This is a genomic window from Streptosporangium sp. NPDC002524 (genome assembly GCF_040295985.1).
GTDB lineage: Bacteria > Actinomycetota > Actinomycetes > Streptosporangiales > Streptosporangiaceae > Streptosporangium.
This window is the reverse complement of the sequence record NZ_JBEOWK010000007.1, coordinates 36,312-53,178: the sequence shown is the minus strand read 5'-3', so window position 1 is coordinate 53,178 and position 16,867 is coordinate 36,312. Positions and strand designations below refer to the sequence as shown.

General features: G+C 71.7%; 16 protein-coding genes. 7 read left to right on the top strand and 9 right to left on the bottom strand.

Features of this window, described 5'->3' with window-relative positions; all coding sequences use genetic code 11:
- Positions 1–78: 78 nt before the first annotated feature.
- The 5 genes from ABT053_RS13845 to ABT053_RS13825 form a co-directional block, all read right to left on the bottom strand.
- On the bottom strand, positions 79–1,251 hold the full coding sequence (locus ABT053_RS13845) for a lipid-transfer protein (RefSeq protein ID WP_350969337.1): 1,173 nt from the start codon (positions 1,249–1,251) through the stop codon (positions 79–81).
- A 65-nt stretch (positions 1,252–1,316) separates the two neighbouring features.
- Complete coding sequence (locus tag ABT053_RS13840; protein WP_350969336.1) at positions 1,317–1,727, bottom strand: MaoC/PaaZ C-terminal domain-containing protein; 411 nt, start codon at positions 1,725–1,727, stop codon at positions 1,317–1,319.
- On the bottom strand, positions 1,727–3,067 hold the full coding sequence (locus ABT053_RS13835; RefSeq protein ID WP_350969335.1) for a bifunctional MaoC family dehydratase N-terminal/OB-fold nucleic acid binding domain-containing protein: 1,341 nt from the start codon (positions 3,065–3,067) through the stop codon (positions 1,727–1,729). The genes ABT053_RS13840 and ABT053_RS13835 overlap by 1 nt, the downstream gene beginning before the upstream one ends.
- Positions 3,064–4,218: an acyl-CoA dehydrogenase family protein gene (locus tag ABT053_RS13830; RefSeq protein ID WP_350969334.1), complete on the bottom strand. Its 1,155-nt coding sequence runs from the start codon at positions 4,216–4,218 to the stop codon at positions 3,064–3,066. The genes ABT053_RS13835 and ABT053_RS13830 overlap by 4 nt, the downstream gene beginning before the upstream one ends.
- Positions 4,218–5,303 (bottom strand): acyl-CoA dehydrogenase family protein, encoded by a 1,086-nt coding sequence (locus ABT053_RS13825; RefSeq protein WP_350969333.1) that lies wholly within the window; start codon positions 5,301–5,303, stop codon positions 4,218–4,220. Before ABT053_RS13825 ends, ABT053_RS13830 begins: the two co-directional genes overlap by 1 nt.
- 277 nt (positions 5,304–5,580) lie before the next feature.
- On the opposite strand from ABT053_RS13825, the gene ABT053_RS13820 reads away from it, so the two are divergent.
- The 4 genes from ABT053_RS13820 (at position 5,581) to ABT053_RS13805 (ending at position 9,728) form a co-directional block, all read left to right on the top strand.
- The gene (locus tag ABT053_RS13820; RefSeq protein WP_502991768.1) at positions 5,581–6,234 is read left to right on the top strand and encodes a TetR family transcriptional regulator; all 654 of its coding nucleotides are present in this window, start codon (positions 5,581–5,583) and stop codon (positions 6,232–6,234) included.
- A gap of 319 nt (positions 6,235–6,553) precedes the next feature.
- Complete coding sequence (locus ABT053_RS13815; protein ID WP_350969332.1) at positions 6,554–7,711, top strand: steroid 3-ketoacyl-CoA thiolase; 1,158 nt, start codon at positions 6,554–6,556, stop codon at positions 7,709–7,711.
- 285 nt (positions 7,712–7,996) lie between these two features.
- Positions 7,997–9,016: an MBL fold metallo-hydrolase gene (locus ABT053_RS13810; protein ID WP_350969330.1), complete on the top strand. Its 1,020-nt coding sequence runs from the start codon at positions 7,997–7,999 to the stop codon at positions 9,014–9,016.
- A gap of 37 nt (positions 9,017–9,053) precedes the next feature.
- Positions 9,054–9,728, top strand: coding sequence for a FadR/GntR family transcriptional regulator (locus ABT053_RS13805; RefSeq protein WP_350969328.1), 675 nt, complete (start codon positions 9,054–9,056; stop codon positions 9,726–9,728).
- Positions 9,729–9,781: 53 nt separating this feature from the next.
- Here the strand turns inward: ABT053_RS13805 and ABT053_RS13800 are convergent, their stop codons facing one another.
- From ABT053_RS13800 to ABT053_RS13790, 3 genes are all read right to left on the bottom strand, one after another.
- Complete coding sequence (locus ABT053_RS13800; protein ID WP_350969327.1) at positions 9,782–11,008, bottom strand: RNA polymerase sigma factor; 1,227 nt, start codon at positions 11,006–11,008, stop codon at positions 9,782–9,784.
- Positions 11,009–11,016: 8 nt separating this feature from the next.
- Complete coding sequence (locus ABT053_RS13795; protein ID WP_350969326.1) at positions 11,017–11,373, bottom strand: YciI family protein; 357 nt, start codon at positions 11,371–11,373, stop codon at positions 11,017–11,019.
- Between the two features lie 69 nt (positions 11,374–11,442).
- Positions 11,443–12,021: a dihydrofolate reductase family protein gene (locus ABT053_RS13790; RefSeq protein WP_350969325.1), complete on the bottom strand. Its 579-nt coding sequence runs from the start codon at positions 12,019–12,021 to the stop codon at positions 11,443–11,445.
- Positions 12,022–12,266: 245 nt separating this feature from the next.
- Between ABT053_RS13790 and ABT053_RS13785 the strand changes: the two genes are divergently transcribed.
- Both ABT053_RS13785 and ABT053_RS13780 read left to right on the top strand, forming a co-directional pair.
- Positions 12,267–13,265, top strand: a complete 999-nt coding sequence (locus tag ABT053_RS13785) for a TIGR03564 family F420-dependent LLM class oxidoreductase (RefSeq protein WP_350969324.1) — start codon at positions 12,267–12,269, stop codon at positions 13,263–13,265.
- Positions 13,266–13,412: 147 nt separating this feature from the next.
- The gene (locus ABT053_RS13780; protein ID WP_350969323.1) at positions 13,413–14,144 is read left to right on the top strand and encodes a class I SAM-dependent methyltransferase; all 732 of its coding nucleotides are present in this window, start codon (positions 13,413–13,415) and stop codon (positions 14,142–14,144) included.
- On the opposite strand, the gene ABT053_RS13775 is transcribed toward ABT053_RS13780, so the two are convergent.
- Positions 14,141–15,103 carry an AraC family transcriptional regulator gene (locus ABT053_RS13775; protein ID WP_350969322.1) on the bottom strand — a complete coding sequence of 321 codons (963 nt, stop codon included), beginning with the start codon at positions 15,101–15,103 and terminating at the stop codon, positions 14,141–14,143. The genes ABT053_RS13780 and ABT053_RS13775 overlap by 4 nt on opposite strands.
- Before the next feature lie 103 nt (positions 15,104–15,206).
- Here ABT053_RS13775 and ABT053_RS13770 point away from each other — a divergent pair, with 103 nt between their 5' ends.
- Complete coding sequence (locus ABT053_RS13770) at positions 15,207–16,262, top strand: saccharopine dehydrogenase family protein (protein ID WP_350969321.1); 1,056 nt, start codon at positions 15,207–15,209, stop codon at positions 16,260–16,262.
- The last annotated feature ends 605 nt before the right edge of the window (positions 16,263–16,867 follow it).

Here is a 16,867-nt window from a genome sequence, read left to right as displayed (position 1 = left end):
GAGGCCGCGCCCCCTCGCGGCACCGGGGCACACCGGACGGACCACCCGGCCGGGTACGCGAACCCGCGAGACACCGGGTCACTCCGACGACAGGACCAGCCCGCTGGTCGGCACGCCCGTACCGGCGGTGACCAGCACGTTCCGTACCCCGGCCACCTGGTTGGCCGAGGTGCCCCTGATCTGCCTGACGGCCTCGGCGATGCCGTTCATGCCGTGGATGTACGCCTCCCCCAGCTGACCGCCGTGCGGGTTCACCGGGAGACGGCCGTCGATCTCGATGCCGCCGTCGGCCACGTAGTCGCGGGCCTCGCCGCGCCCGCAGAAGCCCAGCTCCTCCAGCTGCGTGAGGACGAACGGGGTGAAGTGGTCGTACAGGATGGCCGCCTGCACGTCCGAGGGGCCGAGCCCGGACTGCTTCCAGAGCTGGCGGCCGACCACCCCCATCTCCGGCAGGCCGGTCATGTCGTCGCGGTAGTAGCTGGTCATCATCATCTGGTCGGCGCCCGACCCCTGCGCGGCGGCGGTGATCACGGCGGGTGACCTGCGCAGGTCCCTGGCCCGCTCGGCGGAGGTGACCACCAGCGCCACCGCGCCGTCGCTCTCCTGGCAGCAGTCGAGCAGGTGCAGCGGCTCCACGATCCACTTGGACGCCTGGTGCTCCTCCAGGGTGATCGGGCGGCCGTGGAACCACGCGGCCGGGTTGGTGGAGGCGTGCCTGCGCATCGCGACCGCCACCCGGCCGAAGTCCTCGGAGGTGGCCCCGTACGCGTGCATGTAGCGCCGGGCGAACATCGCGACCCAGGCGGCGGGGGTCATCAGCCCGTACGGCACGTGCCAGCTCATCTCCAGGCCCTGGGACGAGGGCTCGCCGCCGATGCGGGCGTCGGGCTGGCCGAACCTGTTCCCCGAGCGCTCGTTGAACGCCCGGTAGCAGACCACGGTCTCGGCGACCCCGGTGGCGACGGCCATCGCCGCGTGCAGCACGGTCCCGCACGCCGCGCCGCCGCCGTAGTGGACGCGGGAGAAGAACGACAGGTCGCCGATGCCCACCTCCCGGGCCACGGCGATCTCCTGGTTGGCGTCCTGGGTGTAGGTGACGAGGCCGTCGACGTCCGAGGGCGCGAGACCCGCGTCGTCGAGCGCCGCGAACACCGCCTCGGCCGCCAGCTGGAGCTCGGACCTGCCCGACTGCTTGGAGAACTCGGTCGCGCCGATCCCGGCGACGGCCGTACTCCCGGAGAAGGAGACCACGGTGGGGGCCTTTCTGTGTTCCTGCTGTTTCCGTGTTTCCGCCTTCTCGCGGCCGCTGGGCGCGGTCAGCGGGCGGGGAGGGCGAACCTGACGGTGCCCGAGACGTGGTCGCCGAGGCTGACCCCGCCGCGGACCTCGACGGTGAACTCGCCGTCCTCGCAGGCGACCACGCTGCCGGTGAAGGCGAGCCTGTCGCCCGCGTACGCGGGGACGCCGAGCTTGACGTTGATGCCACGGACGATCGCCTCGGGCCCGGCCCAGTCGGTGACGTAGCGCTCGACGAGACCCATGGTGGTGAGGATGTTGAGGAAGATGTCCTTCGACCCCTGCGCCCTCGCGACCTCGACGTCGTGGTGGACGGGGGTGAAGTCCATGGTCGCGAGCGCGGTCGACACGACCACGGTGGGGCTCAGGTCGATCGCGAGCTCGGGAAGCGAGGCTCCGACCCGCACCTCGTCGCCGGTAAGTGTCCGCATCACGCCTCCAGGGGGACCCACATGGGCAGGATCAGCTCGTCGTCCATCTGGCGGTACGTCAGACGCACCGGCATACCGATACCCACCCGCGAAGCGTCGCAGTCCACCACGTTGCCCACGATCCGCACGCCTTCCGGCAGTTCCACCACGGCGACCACGAAAGGGGGCCGGAGCCCCGGAACCGGCGGATTGTGGTGGACGACGTAGCTGTAGACCTCTCCCTCGCCGCTCGCCGTCACGAACGTGCGTGCGGCCGAACGGCACGAGGGGCAGACCGGTCCCGGCGGGTGGCGGAGCTCGCCGCAGTCGGCGCACCTCTGGATCCGCAGCTCGCCCGCGGCGACGCCCTCCCAGAAGAAGGCGGTGTCGGCGTTGACGGCGGGTCTCAGCGGGTACGGCGCGCGCGGGGACGCGTCCTTGCCCGTTGTGTCCCCGCCCGTCGCGTCCTTGTTCGTCGCATCCGTGCCGGTCGCTTCCGTGCCCGTCGCATCCGTGCCCGTCGCGGGCGCGGCCTGGGCGGGTGCGGCTTGAACAGACACGTCCTGAGCGGGCCCGGCCTGGGCGGGCGGAGTGCCGGAAGGGGCCTCGCTCGCGGGCGGGAGGCCGTTCCCGCTCGCCGCGGCCCCGTTCCCGCCGGTCGCGGTCGTGGTCGCGGTCGCGTCCTCGCCCGGTCCCCCGGCCCGCTCCCTGGGCCTGAATTTCAGCACCCGGAACAGCATGTCGGCCACGGCCTCGCCGTCGGCGTACCAGGTGATGTTCCAGGTGACGAAGTAGCCCTCGCCGAGCGCGGTCCGCTTCGGCCCGGTGACGCCGGTCAGCCGGGTGGACGGGATCAGGGACTCGCCGAGCCTCACGTAGCGGTGGTAGGTCTGCTCGCAGTTGGTGGCGACCACGCCGGTGTAGCCGTTGCCGTCCAGCAGCGCGAGCACCGCGTCGATCGGCGAGCCCGCCCGCTTCCTCCCGGCCCCGCCCACGCCGGGCATGGTCCAGACCTGGATCATCGCCGGTGGGGCCACGATCCCCCCGTGCACCCCCGCGGCGGCGGCCTCGGGGTCGGTGTAGAGCGGGTTGGTGTCGCCCATGGCGTCGGTCCAGTGCCGGATCATCGGGATGTTCACCGGATCCGCCTCCGCGACGCCGAGCACCTCCCCCTCGGCGATCTGCCGCTCGGCGAGGGCGACGAGCCGTTCGTGCAGGGAGGCGGACTCGGCCGTCCCGGCCGTCCCGACCGTCCCGGGTGCCGGAGTGGCCGAGGTCGTCGCGGAGGTCGAGGCCGTCGCGGGGGCCGGGTTCGCCGTAGAGGTTGGGTTCGTCGCGGGGGACGAGGGGGTCTCGGTCATCGGGGCGGCCTCGGCAGGCTCAGGCCGAGCATCGCGATGAGCTCGCGCTGGACCTCGTTGACCCCGCCGCCGAAGGTGAGCACCAGCCCGCCCTTGGCGCCGCGGTCGACCCGGTCCATCAGGTCCGCGGTGTCCGGGTCCGACGGGTCCCCGAAGCGGGCCAGGACCTCCCCGACGATCCTGCCGACGTCCTGCAGCCGCTCGGAGCCGTACACCTTGGTGGCCGAGGCGTCGGGGGCGCCCAGCCAGCCGAGGTCCATGTTGGCCGCGACCTGCCAGTTCAGCAGTTCGTTGGTCCGGAAGTAGGCGTAGACCTGGCCGAGCGCCCTGCGTACCGCGGGCTCCTCGATCGTGCCGGTACGGCGGGCCCAGGCCAGGAACCGGTCGTAGGTGTGGGCGAGGTTGCCCGCCGGGCCGAGCGTGACCCGCTCGTAGTTGAGCTGGTTCACGATGAGGTCCCAGCCCTTGTTCTCCTCCCCCACGACCATGTCCACCGGTACGCGTACGTCGGAGTAGTAGGTGGAGTTGGTGTGGTGGCGCCCGTCCATCGTCGTGATCGGGGTCCACGAGTAGCCGGGGTCGGCGCAGTCGACGATCATCATCGTGATCCCGCGGTGTTTCTTCGCGTCCGGGTCGGTGCGGGCGGCGAGCCAGACGTACTGGGAGTAGTGGCCGCCCGAGGTGAAGATCTTCTGCCCGTTGACGACGTAGTGGTCGCCGTCGCGGAGCGCGGTGGTGCGCAGGGACGCCAGGTCGGTGCCCGCCCCCGGCTCGCTGTAGCCGATCGCGAAGTGGCACTCCCCGGCGAGGATCCGGGGCAGGAAGAACTCCTTCTGCTCCGCCGTCCCGTACTGCATGAGGGTCGGGCCGACGGTCTGCACGGTGATGATCGGGTACGGCACCTCGGCGCGGGCGATCTCGTTGGCGAAGATCTGCTGCTCCAGCGGGCCGTACCCGCCGCCCCCGTACTCCTTGGGCCAGCCGAGCCCGAGCTTGCCGTCGCGGCCGAGGGTGCGGCAGTGCTCCATGTAGGCGTGGCCGAACGGGTCGGTGGAGATCCTCGCGCGGTCCTCGGCGGTGAGACAGGACCGGAAGTACTCGCGCAGCTCGTCGCGGAGCCTCTTCTGGCCGGGAGTCAGGTCGATCAGCATCAGACGAGCGCTCCGATCGTGTCGAGCCGGGCTTCCACCCCGCCCAGCAGGTGGGCGTGGTGCTTGCCCCAGGCGAAGTAGCGGTGCAGCGGGTAGGTCACGTCCACGCCGATCCCGCCGTGCAGGTGCTGGCAGGTGTAGAGCGCCCGCAGCGCCTGGTCGGTCGCGGTCAGGGCGCCGACGGCGAGGTCCGTCTCGGCCTCCTCGTCCGCCCCCTCGGCGAGCCGCCACGCCCCGGACCACACGGCCACGTCCAGGGCCCGCGCGGCGATGTAGACGTCGGCGATCTGCACGGTGACCGCCTGGAACTCGGCCAGCGCCCGGCCGAACTGCTTGCGCGTCCTGATGTACTCGGTGGTGAGCGCCAGCGCCCCGGCCAGCACCCCGGAGGTGACGGCGATGTTCCCGGCCAGCGCCAGCCTGCGCAGGCCGCCTGCCGCCGTGCCGTCCTCGGTCCCGACGAGCTCGCCGGGGGTGCCCTCCAGGGTGAACGCGGCGGCGGGTTCGCCGGTGGAGGTCGGCACCGGCCGCAGGGCCGTCTCGGCGGGGTCCACCAGGAACAGGCCGACCCCGGTGGCGGTCGCGGCGGGGAGCAGGATCCTCGCGGCCTGGGCGGCGTAGGGCGTCGTGCCCTTGGTGCCGTCCAGCACCCACCCGGCGCCGTCGCGGCGGGCGGTCGTGGCCGGCGGGGCGGTGAGGTCGCGCCCCGGCTCGGAGGGGGCGACGGCGAGCGAGATCTCACCGCCGGCCAGCGGGGCCAGCGCCCCGCGCTGCTCAGGGGAGCCGTACCTCGCGATCACCTGCGCCGCGACCAGGCTCTGCTCGGCGGGTACGGGAGCCACGCGGGCACCGATCTCCCGCAGGACGACCGCCATCTCCACCGGCCCGAGTCCCGCGCCCCCGGCCTCCTCGGGCAGGGCGGCGCCGAGCAGCCCGGCCCCGGCGAGGGAGCGCCACAGGGCGGCGTCGTAGGGCGCGCCGCTCTTCTCGTGGGCTTCGAGCCTCGCCGAGGTCACCTCCTTGCCGAGGAGGTCGACCGCGAGTTCGCGCAGGTCGGTCTGTGTCTCGTCGAGATTGAAGTCCACTGGCGCTCCAGGGTTTCTGTCGGCCGCTTCGCCCTTCCGGAAAGTAGAACAGATTCTATTCTGTGTCCAGAGCCAGCCAATCGCAATAAGTCGCCGCATAACCGCCGCACCGCATATGCCATGTAAGCGCGGGGCATCTTTGTGACTGGCGAGTAACCCATCGGAGTATCCGGAAATCAGATAACGTGTTCTCATGCGCACCTCGCATGTGACCACCGATACGCCGGTCACCCCGCACCGGGCCGGCGGGCACGCCCCGAGCGACGCCGATCCGGCCATGACCGAGGGGGCCTCCGGCATGCAGAGCGAATCGGCGTCCACGGGTGTCCGCACCAGGAGCCAGCACCAGCGGCGCAAGCGCATCGTCCAGGCCGCCGCCGCCCTCGCCTCGCGGGGCGGCGTCGAGGCGATGCAGATGCGGACCGTCGCCGAGCGCGCCGGGGTCGCGCTCGGGACCCTCTACCGATACTTCCCCTCCAAGATGGATCTCGTCGTCGCCGTCGTCGGCGAGGAGATCGACCTCCTGGAGACCAGCATCGAGCGCCGGCCGCCCAACGCCGCCACGGCCTCGGGACGGGCCGTCGACGTCCTGATGCGCGCCACCCGGGGCCTGATGCGCGAGCCCGAGCTCGCCGACGCGCTCATCCGCTCGTTGATCATGGCCGATGTCGACATACCGTTCGGCGACCGCATGGCGGGGCTGCTGCTCCGCGTCGCGGGCGACGACCTCACCGTCGAGACCGCCACCGAGGAGCAGTTCGCCCTGGCGGGGTCGCTGTCCAGCGTCTGGGTGCACGAGCTCATGGAGATGCTCAGGGGCCGCCGCACGTACGAGCAGATCCAGCGCCGCATCGAGATCGCCGCCGGGCGCCTGCTCGCCGACTTCCAGCCCTCCCCCGCCCGGGAAGCCCGGGAAACCCGGGAAGCCTGAGAAACCCGGGCCCCCTTCCGAGAAGCCCGGGAACTCTCCCGGGAAGCCCGGGAACCGCCTCCGTCCGAGAACCCGTTCCGCGGGAGACCCCGTCCCGCCGGGGCCCCGTTCCGCCGGAGGCCTCCGCCGGAAACCCGTTCCGGCGGAGGCGCCGTTCCACCGGAAACCCCCTCGCTCCTTCCGCCTGAAACTAGAACCCGTTACAGTCGCTAGCGGAAGCGACCAGAGCTACGTTCTGGAGCGACGCGCGGGCGGGCGGATCGGCGGGAACGGTCGCCCGGCGGCCGCGGGCTCCGGCCCGGATGGCGAGGAGATCGTGATGGGTGCGGTGATCGTCGAGGCCGTGAGGACCCCGATCGGCAGGCGCAACGGATGGCTCGCCGGGCTGAAGCCGCAGGCGGTCCTCGCCGCGGCGCTCAACGGCCTGGTCGGCAGGTCGGGCATCGACCCCGCCGCCGTGGAACAGGTTTTCGCCGGATGTGTCACGCAGGCCGGGGAGCAGGGCGGCCATGTCGGGCGGCACGCCTGGCTCTACGCCGGGCTCCCGTACCAGACGGGCGTGACCACGGTCGACGCGCAGTGCGGCTCCTCGCAGCAGGCGGTGCACCTGGTCGCGGCGCTCATCCAGGCCGGGGTCGTCGACGTCGGCGTGGCCTGCGGCGTCGAGGTGATGAGCCGGGCGCCGCTCGGTTCCAACGTGCTGCCCGCCAACCCCCGGCCCGACGACTGGGCCATCGACCTGCCCGACCAGTTCACCGCCGCGGAGCGGATCGCGCGGCGGCGCGGGCTGACCCGCGAGCGGCTCGACCGGTTCGGCGCCAGGTCCCAGCGCCTCGCCGCGGAGGCGTGGGCCCAGGGCCGCTTCGACCGGGAGGTCGTCCCGGTGACCGCGCCGGTCCTCGGCCAGGACGGGGAACCCACCGGCGAGACCCGCGTCGTCGACAGGGACCAGGGGCTGCGCGAGACCACCGTCGAGGGGCTGGCCGGGCTCAGGCCCGTGATGGGCGAGGACGGCCTGCACACCGCGGGCACCTCCTCCCAGATCTCCGACGGCGCGGCGGCGGTGCTGCTCATGAGCGAGGAGGCCGCCGCCCGGCACGGCCTGCGGCCCCGGGCCCGCGTCCTCGCCCAGGCGCTTGTCGGCTCCGAGCCGTACTACCACCTGGACGGGCCGGTGGACGCGACCGCCAGGGTGCTGGCCGCGACCGGGATGAGCACGGCCGACATCGATAGGTTCGAGGTGAACGAGGCTTTCGCCTCGGTTGTCTTATCCTGGTCATCGGTGCACAAGCCGGACATGGAACGGGTCAACGTCAACGGCGGCGCCATAGCGCTCGGCCACCCGGTCGGAGCGACCGGATCCCGACTGATCACCACCGCCCTGCACGAGCTTGAGCGGTCCGACTCCTCGACCGCGCTGGTGGCGATGTGCGCGGGCGGGGCGCTCGCGACCGCGACCGTCCTGGAACGCCTCTGAACGGCACCGCCGGCCCGGGGGCGCCCGCGGACGGCGCCGACCCCTGGAGCGTCTTGGGCGACACCGGCACCCCGGACCGCCCCGGGCGGTACCGACGACCTGAATCGCCCGACCCCCGGAGCACTCCGTGAACGGCGCCGACGACCTGCGCACGGCCCACCGAGGACCTGGGTGTCCCGGGCGTCATGAGCGTCGCCGCACAGGAGACACCGCCGTTGACATCCCGCAGGCCGCACAAGGAGCACCCCCGTTGACATCCCGCAGGCCGCACAAGGAGCACCACCGTTGAAATCCCGCCGCAGGCCGTACAGCGAGCAGCGTCCGTTCGACACCGGCGGCGGGGTGTGGAGCGTGCCCGTCCCGATCCCCGGCAACCCGCTCGGCTACACGCTGGTCTACGCGATCGAGTCCCCGGCCGGCCCCGTGCTGGTCGACGCGGGCTGGAACGCCCCCGAGGCGTGGCTCGCGCTGCGCGACGGGCTGGGGGCGGTCGGCATGGACGTCCGCGACGTGCGCGGGGTGGTCGTGACCCACTTCCACCCCGACCACGCCGGGCTGGCCGGTCAGGTCAGGGAGGAGTCCGGGGCGTGGATCGCGATGCACGAGGCCGACGCCGCGCTGATCGGCTTCATGCGGAACTTCAAGGGTGACGCGCACCGTGACTTCCAGGCGGACATGCTGCGCCGGGCGGGAGCGGGAACCGTCGAGGTGGAGGAGGTGACGGGGAACCGGCCGCAGCCGCCCGCGGTGCCCGACCGCGTCCTCACCGACGGGGACCTGATCGACCTGCCGGGGCGCAGGCTCCGGACGATCTGGACGCCCGGTCACACGCCCGGCCACGTCTGCCTGCATCTGGAGGACGCCGACCGGATCTTCACCGGCGACCACGTGCTTCCGGCGATCACGCCGCACATCGGGATCTATCCGTACGACCGCGCGGACGTGGATCCGCTCAGCGACTTCCTGGAGTCGCTGGAGAAGGTGAAGGGCCTGGGCCACCTCGAAGCCCTACCCGCCCATGAATGGATATTTCAGGATACTGCGGCGCGGGCGACGGAGATCGGCGTCCACCACGAGGAGAAGCTCCGACGGCTGGCCACCCTGCTCGCGGAGGCCGGGGAACCCCTCACCATCTGGGAGATCGCCGGACGGATGACCTGGAACCGCCCGTGGGCGGACTTCCCTCCCGTACTGCGCGGGATGGCGGCCGGAGAGGCGGCGGCCCACCTGCGCACGCTGGAGGTCCGCGGAATCATCCGCCGCCTGACGGGGGTGGATCCGGTCCGGTTCGCCATACACTCATAGACATCGGATGTCTGGCGCGACCTGAGGACGGTGCAGAGTGGCGGTCACCGACGCCGCTATCGACAAGATCAAGCAGATGATCCTGTCTGGCGAGCTCGCCCCGGGCAGCAGGCTGCCCAAGGAGGCCGACCTGGCCGATCGGCTCGGCCTGTCGCGCAACTCGCTGCGCGAGGCCGTCAGGGCCCTGGCCCTGATCAACGTGCTGGACGTGCGCCAGGGCGACGGCACGTACGTGACCAGCCTGGAGCCGAGGCTGCTGCTGGACGCGATGTCGTTCGTGGTCGACTTCCACCAGGACGACACCGTGCTGCAGTTCTTCCAGGTCCGGCGGATCCTGGAGCCCGCGGCGACCGCGATGGCGGCGACGTACATGTCCGAGTCCGAGGTCACCGAGCTGCGCAAGATCCTCGACGAGCTGCCTCCCGACCCGAGCGTCGAGCAGCTGGTCGCCAACGACCTGGAGTTCCACCAGCGCATCGCGGCGGGCTCGGGCAACGCGGTGCTGTGCTCCCTCATCGAGAGCCTCTCCGGGCCCACCACGAGGGCCAGGATCTGGCGGGGCCTCACCCAGGAGAACGCCCTGGAGAAGACCCGCGAGCAGCACACCGCGATCTGCGACGCCATCGCCGCCCGCCAGCCGGAGGTGGCGCGGGCCTGGGCCACGGTCCACATCGCCGGCGTCGAGGAGTGGCTCCGCAGCGCCCTCGCCTGACCGTTCCGGCGGGGGTCCGGTACGAACGCGCCCGACTCGGGTGCGCGCCTGGGTCAAAGGAGCGCCTGGCGGTTGCGGCGCAGGAAGTCGCGTTCGGCCGCGTTGCGGGTGAGGGCGATCGCCTCCTCGTAGGCCCGCGCCGCCTCGGCGGTGCGGCCCAGACGCCGGAGCAGGTCGGCGCGGACGGCGTGGAACAGGTGGTAGCCGCCCAGGTCGAGACCGTCGACCAGGGTGAGCGCCGCCCCCGGACCGTCGAGCTCGGCCACCGCGACCGCGCGGTTGAGCGCCACGACCGGGTTGGGGGCCAGGGCCAGGAGCCGGTCGTACAGCGCCAGGATCTGCCACCAGTCGGTGAGGGCCGCGGTCGGCGCGTCGCTGTGGACGGCGTTGATCGCGGCCTGGATCTGGTACGGGCCCGGCCGGTCGCGCCGGAGGCACCACCGGACGATGTCCTGTCCCTCGGCGATCAGGTCGCGGTCCCAGCGGCTCCGGTCCTGGTCCGCCAGCAGCACCAGGGCGCCGTCCGGGGTGGTGCGGGCGGCCCGGCGGGACTCGACGAGCAGCATGAGCGCGAGCAGCCCCATGACCTCGGGTTCGTCGGGCATGAGCGCGGCCAGGAGGCGTCCCAGCCGGACGGCCTCCGCGCAGAGGTCCTCGCGGACCAGCCGCTCGCCCGAGCTCGCCGTGTGGCCCTCGTTGAAGACGAGGTACACCACGGCCAGGACGGCCCGCAGCCGGTCCGGGAGATCGGCCCCGGCCGGGACGCGGTACGGGATCCCCGCGTCGCGGATCTTGTTCTTGGCCCGGACCAGGCGCTGGGCCATGGTCGGCTCGGGCACCAGGAAGGACCTGGCGATCTCGGCGGTGGTGAGCCCGCCCAGCAGCCGCAGCGTCAGCGCGACCTGGGCGTTGACGGCGAGCGCGGGGTGGCAGCAGGTGAAGATCAGGCGGAGCCGGTCGTCGCGCACGGCGCCCTCCTCCAGCGGTTCGTCGTCGGGGTGCGGGGCGTGCAGCAGGGCCGCCTGGGCATGGCGGTCCCGGCGGGTCTCCTCCCGCCGGAAGCGGTCGATCGCCCGGTTGCGGGCGGTCGTGATGATCCACCCCGCCGGGCTCGGCGGCAGGCCGGTGGAGGGCCACCGGTCCACCGCCACGGTGAACGCGTCCTGGACCGCCTCCTCGGCGAGGTCGATGTCGCCGAGGAAACGCACCAGGACCGCGACCGCGCGCCCGTACTCGGCACGGAACACGCGGTCGATCTCCGCGGCGGGGACTTCCGGCACGGCGGACGTCAGCCGTCCGCCTCGCCCTGGAACGGCCGCACCTCGATGGGCAGGAGGCCGATCGCCAGGGCGAGCCTGCGACCCCATTCGAGCGCCGCGTCGAGGTCGGGCGCCCTGACGACCGTGAACCCGCCGAGGTGTTCCTTGCCCTCGGCGAACGGGCCGTCGGTCATGAGCGTGTCGCCGTCCTTGACCCGGACCACGGTCGCCGTGTCCGGGGAGTGCAGGCCCCCGGAGAAGACCCACGCGCCGGCGGCCTTCATCTCCCGCTCCAGGGTCTCCAGGTTCCGGGTGATCGGCTCCAGCGCCTCGGGGGCGAGGGAACCTCCGTCGGGCTGGTAGATGCTGAGCAGATACCGCTTCATCACGCGTCCCTTCTGAACTGGTGCGACACCGTCGCCGCCTTCCTACCCATCACACGAACGGCGCCGGGCTCACGGCCGGTAGGTCGCGATCACCACACCGGTGGTGGTCGTGACGGAGTCGGTGAGCCTCAGCCCCGCGAGCGGGCCGCCCTCGGGGAAGAGACGCCGGCCCGACCCCAGGACCAGCGGGTGGATCATGAGTTTGTACACGTCGACGAGGTCGTGCCGCATCAGCGACCGGACGAGTTCCCCGCTGCCGAGCACCGCGATGTCCGCGCCCGGCTCCTTCTTGAGCTCCGCCACGGCCTTCGTGGCGTCACCCGCCAGCAGCGTGGAGTTGACCCACGGGAGAGGCCCGGTCAGCGTCGTCGACGCGACGTACTTGCGAGTGTTGTTCAGCACCTCGGTGAACGGGTTGGGGGCCGGCTGGTTCGGCCAGAAGGAGTGGAACCTCTCGTAGGTCAGCCTCCCGAACAGCAGCTCGGAGCCGCCCATCCCCTTCGCCATCTCACCGCCCATCACCGCGTCGTTGCCGGGCGCCGCCCAGCCGCCGTGCTCGAACCCGCCGCGCACGTCCTCGTCCGGCGCGCCCGGTGCCTGCATCACCCCGTCGAGGGTGAGGTGTTCGACTACAACGATCTTCCTCATCTTCGCGATCCCATCGGCTACCCACCGGCACCGTGCCGGCTTCTCGCCCCCTACACGAACGGCGTCCGACGGGATCGACCGTCCTTCGAAAAGATTTCCGCCCCGAGGAAGCCCCGGGCCGCCGGACGGAGGACCCGCGACCACGGGCTCGAAGGGGAACCGGGACCTGAATACTTTCCTCAGGCAATATATTGACCGAGTAAAGATTTCTGGCCGGGTCCCCGGCCGAACGATTGGAGTACGCCATGCGCATCGGTGTCGCACTGCCCACCGATCACACGCGGCTGTCCGCCGAAGCCAACTCCGTCGACACCCTGATCGGCGAGGTGCGGGAACTCGCCGACGCGGGGCTGACCTCGGCCTGGTTCACCCAGCGGTTCGACCACGACGCCGTCACGGTGGCCGCGCTGGCCGCGCGCGAGGTGCCCGGCATCGACGTCGGCACCGCGATCGTGCCGATCTACCCCCGTCACCCGATCGCGATGTCGATGCAGGCCCAGACCGCGCAGGCGGCCGGCGACGGGCGCTTCACGCTGGGCGTCGGGATGTCGATCAGGTCGTTCGTCGAGGAGGCGTACGGGATCGCGCCGCACCCCAGGGTCCGGCATCTGCGGGAGTACCTGGAGGTGCTGCGCGACCTCTTCGAGAACGGCACCGCGAACCTGAACGGCGAGACGCTGGTCGCCAAAACCCCCCTGCCGGTGAAGGTGCCGGGCGCGCGGCCGCGGGTGCCGGTCCTGGTCGCGGCGGCGGGCGAGCAGACCCTGCGCGCCGCGGGCGAGCTCGCCGACGGCGCGCTGCCGATCCTGTCCGGCCCGCGCACACTGGCCGGGTACACCGTGCCGACCATCACCCGGTACGCGGAGGCGGCCGGTCGCCCGGCGCCCCGGGTCGCCGCGATCGTCTCCGGCGTGGTGACCGCCGACGTGGCGGGCGCCCGGGCCCGCGCGGAGAAGAACATGGAGTACTACGGGACCATCCCGTCCTATCGCGCGGCACTGGACCGCGAGGGTGTCGGCCACCCCGCCGACCTGGTCGCGATCGGGGACGAGGAGCTGCTCGCGGACCAGGTGGCCGCGTACTTCGAAGCGGGCGTGACCGAACTCGTCTACACCCAGACCGCGATCGGCTCCGCCGAGGACGAGCGCCGCACCTGGAAACTTCTCGGCGAACTGGCCGCGAGACACCGGCGCGAACCGGCCGGTGCCGGACCGGCACCCGTTCCGGGAACCGACGCGTCGTAGCCGGCGTCCGCCGACCCGTCACAAACCCACAGGTCAGACCTGACGTCCTTGACGGCGCTCCCAAGGCTGGGCGGGATCCGCGTCGGCCGCCGAATGCCGGTGGTAGTGGCGTGCGGCGCGGGCCCGGGGTCACATACGTTCGTCTTCATGGTTGACGCAGCCTTCGGGCATCCGCGCCTCGCCGCGATCTACGACCCGCTCGATCCGGACCGCGGCGATCTCGACGCGTACCTCGCGATGGCGGCGGAGTTCGGCGCGCGGTCGGTGCTGGACATCGGGTGCGGTACGGGCGTGTTCGCGCTGCTGCTCGCCGAGCGCGGGATCACGGTCACCGGGATCGACCCCGCGCGGGCGTCCGTCGACGTCGCGCGCGGCAAGCCGGGCGCGGAGCGGGTGCGCTGGCTCGACGGCGACGCGGGGGACCTGCCGCCCATGCGGGTCGACCTGGTGACGATGACCGGGAACGCCGCCCAGGCGATCACCGATCCGCGGGCGTGGCGCGGGACGCTGCGCGGCGCGTACGAGGCGCTGCGGCCCGGCGGCCGGCTCGTCTTCGAGACGCGCGATCCGGCGCGGCGCGTGTGGGAGGAGTGGGCGCGGTGGACGCGCGAGACCACGTACCGCGTGACGGACATCCCAGGCGTGGGCCGCGTCGAGACCTGGGCCGAGCCGACGGACGTGAGCCTGCCGCTGGTGAGCTTCCGGGGCACGCACGTGTTCGCCGCGGACGGGGAGGTGCTGACCTCGGAATCGACGCTTCGCTTCCGCGAACGCACGGAGATCGAGCGGGACCTGCGCGAGCACGGCTTCGCCGTCGAGGACGTACGCGACGCACCCGACCGGCCGGGCGGGGAGCTCGTGTTCGTGGCGCGGCGCTAGGAGCCCGCTCGCCCCCGGACCTGCCTGCGGTAGGCGCCGGGGGGCCTGCCGTACGTGCGCTTGAACGCGTGGGCGAACGAGAACTCCGAGGTGTATCCGACCTGCCCGGCCACCGCGTTCGACGGCGCGTCGGAGTCGCGCAGGAGCCGGGCGGCGATGGTCATGCGCCACCACGTGAGGTACGCCAGGGGCGGCCGGCCGACCAGGGCCGTGAACCGGCGGGCGAAGGCCGCGCGGGACAGGCCCGCGTGCCTGCCCAGCTCCTCGACGCTCCACTGCCGTCCGGGCTCGTCGTGGATGGCCCGCAGGGCGGTCGCGACCGCCGGATCGTGCAGCGCCGCGCTCCAGCCGGTGGCGGCGCCCTCCCGCGATCGTTCGTCGAGCCAGGCGCGCAGGATGTGCAGCAGGAGCATGTCCAGCAGCGCGGGCACCATCGCGTCGGTTCCCGGACGGGATCTCTCCAGCTCGCCGCCGAGAAGGTCCAACGCCGCGCGCAGCTCGGAACGGTGGCCGCCCGTGGTCGGCAGGTGGACGACTTCCGGCAGCTCCTCCATGAGCGGATGCGCGCGGGAGCGGTCGAGCAGGTAGGCCCCGCAGAGCATGACCGTGACCGGGCCACCGGCCGGCGCCCGGACCTCGTCCGGGCCGGGCCGGATCTCCGCCGACGACGCCGGCACGTCGAGCAACGGGGTGGACGGGCTCACGTCGAGCAACGGGGTGGACAGGCTGTCGGCGAGCCCGTGTGCGCTACCGCGAGGCAGGAACACCACATCGCCCGGCTCCAGAGCGACGGGATCACCGGCCTGGGGGATCAGCCAGCCCGCCCCTTGGAGGAGCGCGTGGAATCCCGCCCCGCCGCTCGCAGGGAACCTCCTGCCGAACGGGACGGTGCGGCGCACGCGTGCCGAGTGCGGCAGCCCGGCGCGCATGGTGGTGATCACATCGGACAGGACATCCATTCCAAAGACGATAAAGCAAACAGCGAAGCTTCTGGCGCATTGGTCGTCTCGGCGTGCGTCCCTACGGTGAGACGCGACCGGCAATCCCGAGCAGGAGACCCACATGAAGCTCGCCATCTACGGCGCAAACGGTTACCAGGGCAAGCTCGTTCTCGCCGAAGCCGTCCGGCGCGGCCTCGACGTCGTGCTGGTCGGCCGCGACATCACGCGCCTGCGCGGGGCCGCCGCCGTCGTCGGCCTGTCCGGCGCGGACGTACGACCGGCCGCCGTCGACGACCACGACGCCCTTGTCGCCGCCTTCCGGGAGGCCGACGCGGTCGTCAACTGCGCGGGTCCCTTCACCCCGACGGGCGCGGCGGTGGTCCTGGCCGCGATCGCCGCGGGCCGCCACTACGTCGACACCGCCGGAGAACAGCCGTACATCAAGGAGATCTTCGACACCTTCGGGGCGGAGGCGGAGGCCGCCGGGGTCACCGTCGTTCCCGCCGCGAACGATGCCTGCGTTCCGGTGGACCTGATCGCCGGTCTCCTCGCCGCGCGCCTCGGGCCGCTCGAGGAGATCGCCGGTGTCCATGTCATCACCGGAGGCGGCGGGCCGTCCCGCGGAACGCTCCGGTCGGTGATCGAGAGCATGGACATCATCAAGGCGGGGGGCCTGGTCTACGACGACGGTGACTGGCGTGCCGGTCTCCCGGCCAGGCACACGTCGATCATCCTGCTCGGCGGCTCGGAGGCGGTCCCGGTGGCGACGTTCCCCCTGCCGGAGGTCGTGACCATTCCGCGCCACGTCCAGGTCCGGCATGTCGAGGGACTGGTCGAGGCCGCGCTGAGCGCCCAGCTGAGCGACCCGATCGACCCGGAGATCATCGCCAGGCTGCCCGAGGGCCCCACCGAGGAGGGCCGCCGCACCCAGCGATTCACCTACGTGATCGACGCCGTCGCCGCCGACGGCCGCCACGGCCGCGGCGTGGTGGAGGGTCCCGACACCTACGGCACCACCGCGGTGATCGCCGTCGAGAGCGCCCGTCGCCTGGTCACCGACCCGGCCAAGCCAGGCGTGCTCACCCCCGCCCAGGCCTACGACGCAACCGGCTTCCTAAACTTCCTCGTCCCCCACGGCGTCCACTGGACCATCGAGGAAGACACGCCGGGGAACTGAAACCGGCCTCGGCGATCACGCAGACCGCAAGACCTCGACTCTGAAATCCCATTAAGTCTATACAAAAAGGATTCTATAGAATTTTTAAATTATTTTTATATCACTCCCCGAAAGGGCCTTTAAGATTCTGTAGCGATTTTATGACACTCCGAAACCCGATCTATAATCTTGGTCGGCATGCGAGAGCCCGACAGCTCCTATGTGCGAAGAAAAGCATGCACGGCGACCGAAACACCTTGGTTGTGCATATCAGACGACACGATACTTACTCATCACACGTTCGACATGGACCGTTTCTTCAATGAGCCAAGGTACGAGATAGAGCGAGAAGTGTCCCTTTTGACCGGTCAGCTCTCCGTGGAAGCCGCTAGCCGATACCGGCGAAAAAATAATAAGCGCCAGAGATCTTGAGCTGGCCGCAGTAAGGCGCACCACGGCAGGTAGGCTCCGAAGCGGAGGATTCGCCGTGGTTCACACACCAGGGCGCATACGCGCGAAGTGTGACGCCGCCGGCCAGCACGTCTCGGTAATCTGGCCAGCGGAAGATCCTCTCAACGTGCAGAGGATCCCCTGGCCCCCCACGGCGACGAAGAGCTTCGTCGAGT

Coding starts and splice junctions, on each gene's coding strand:
- ABT053_RS13830 (WP_350969334.1), bottom strand. CDS start 4,218: ATGCTGATCGACCTGACTCCCGGCCAGAAGAGGCTCCGCGACGAGCTG.
- ABT053_RS13820 (WP_502991768.1), top strand. CDS start 5,581: ATGACCGAGGGGGCCTCCGGCATGCAGAGCGAATCGGCGTCCACGGGT.
- ABT053_RS13785 (WP_350969324.1), top strand. CDS start 12,267: ATGCGCATCGGTGTCGCACTGCCCACCGATCACACGCGGCTGTCCGCC.
- ABT053_RS13815 (WP_350969332.1), top strand. CDS start 6,554: ATGGGTGCGGTGATCGTCGAGGCCGTGAGGACCCCGATCGGCAGGCGC.
- ABT053_RS13840 (WP_350969336.1), bottom strand. CDS start 1,727: ATGCGGACACTTACCGGCGACGAGGTGCGGGTCGGAGCCTCGCTTCCC.
- ABT053_RS13835 (WP_350969335.1), bottom strand. CDS start 3,067: ATGACCGAGACCCCCTCGTCCCCCGCGACGAACCCAACCTCTACGGCG.
- ABT053_RS13790 (WP_350969325.1), bottom strand. CDS start 12,021: ATGAGGAAGATCGTTGTAGTCGAACACCTCACCCTCGACGGGGTGATG.
- ABT053_RS13780 (WP_350969323.1), top strand. CDS start 13,413: ATGGTTGACGCAGCCTTCGGGCATCCGCGCCTCGCCGCGATCTACGAC.
- ABT053_RS13795 (WP_350969326.1), bottom strand. CDS start 11,373: ATGAAGCGGTATCTGCTCAGCATCTACCAGCCCGACGGAGGTTCCCTC.
- ABT053_RS13775 (WP_350969322.1), bottom strand. CDS start 15,103: ATGGATGTCCTGTCCGATGTGATCACCACCATGCGCGCCGGGCTGCCG.
- ABT053_RS13770 (WP_350969321.1), top strand. CDS start 15,207: ATGAAGCTCGCCATCTACGGCGCAAACGGTTACCAGGGCAAGCTCGTT.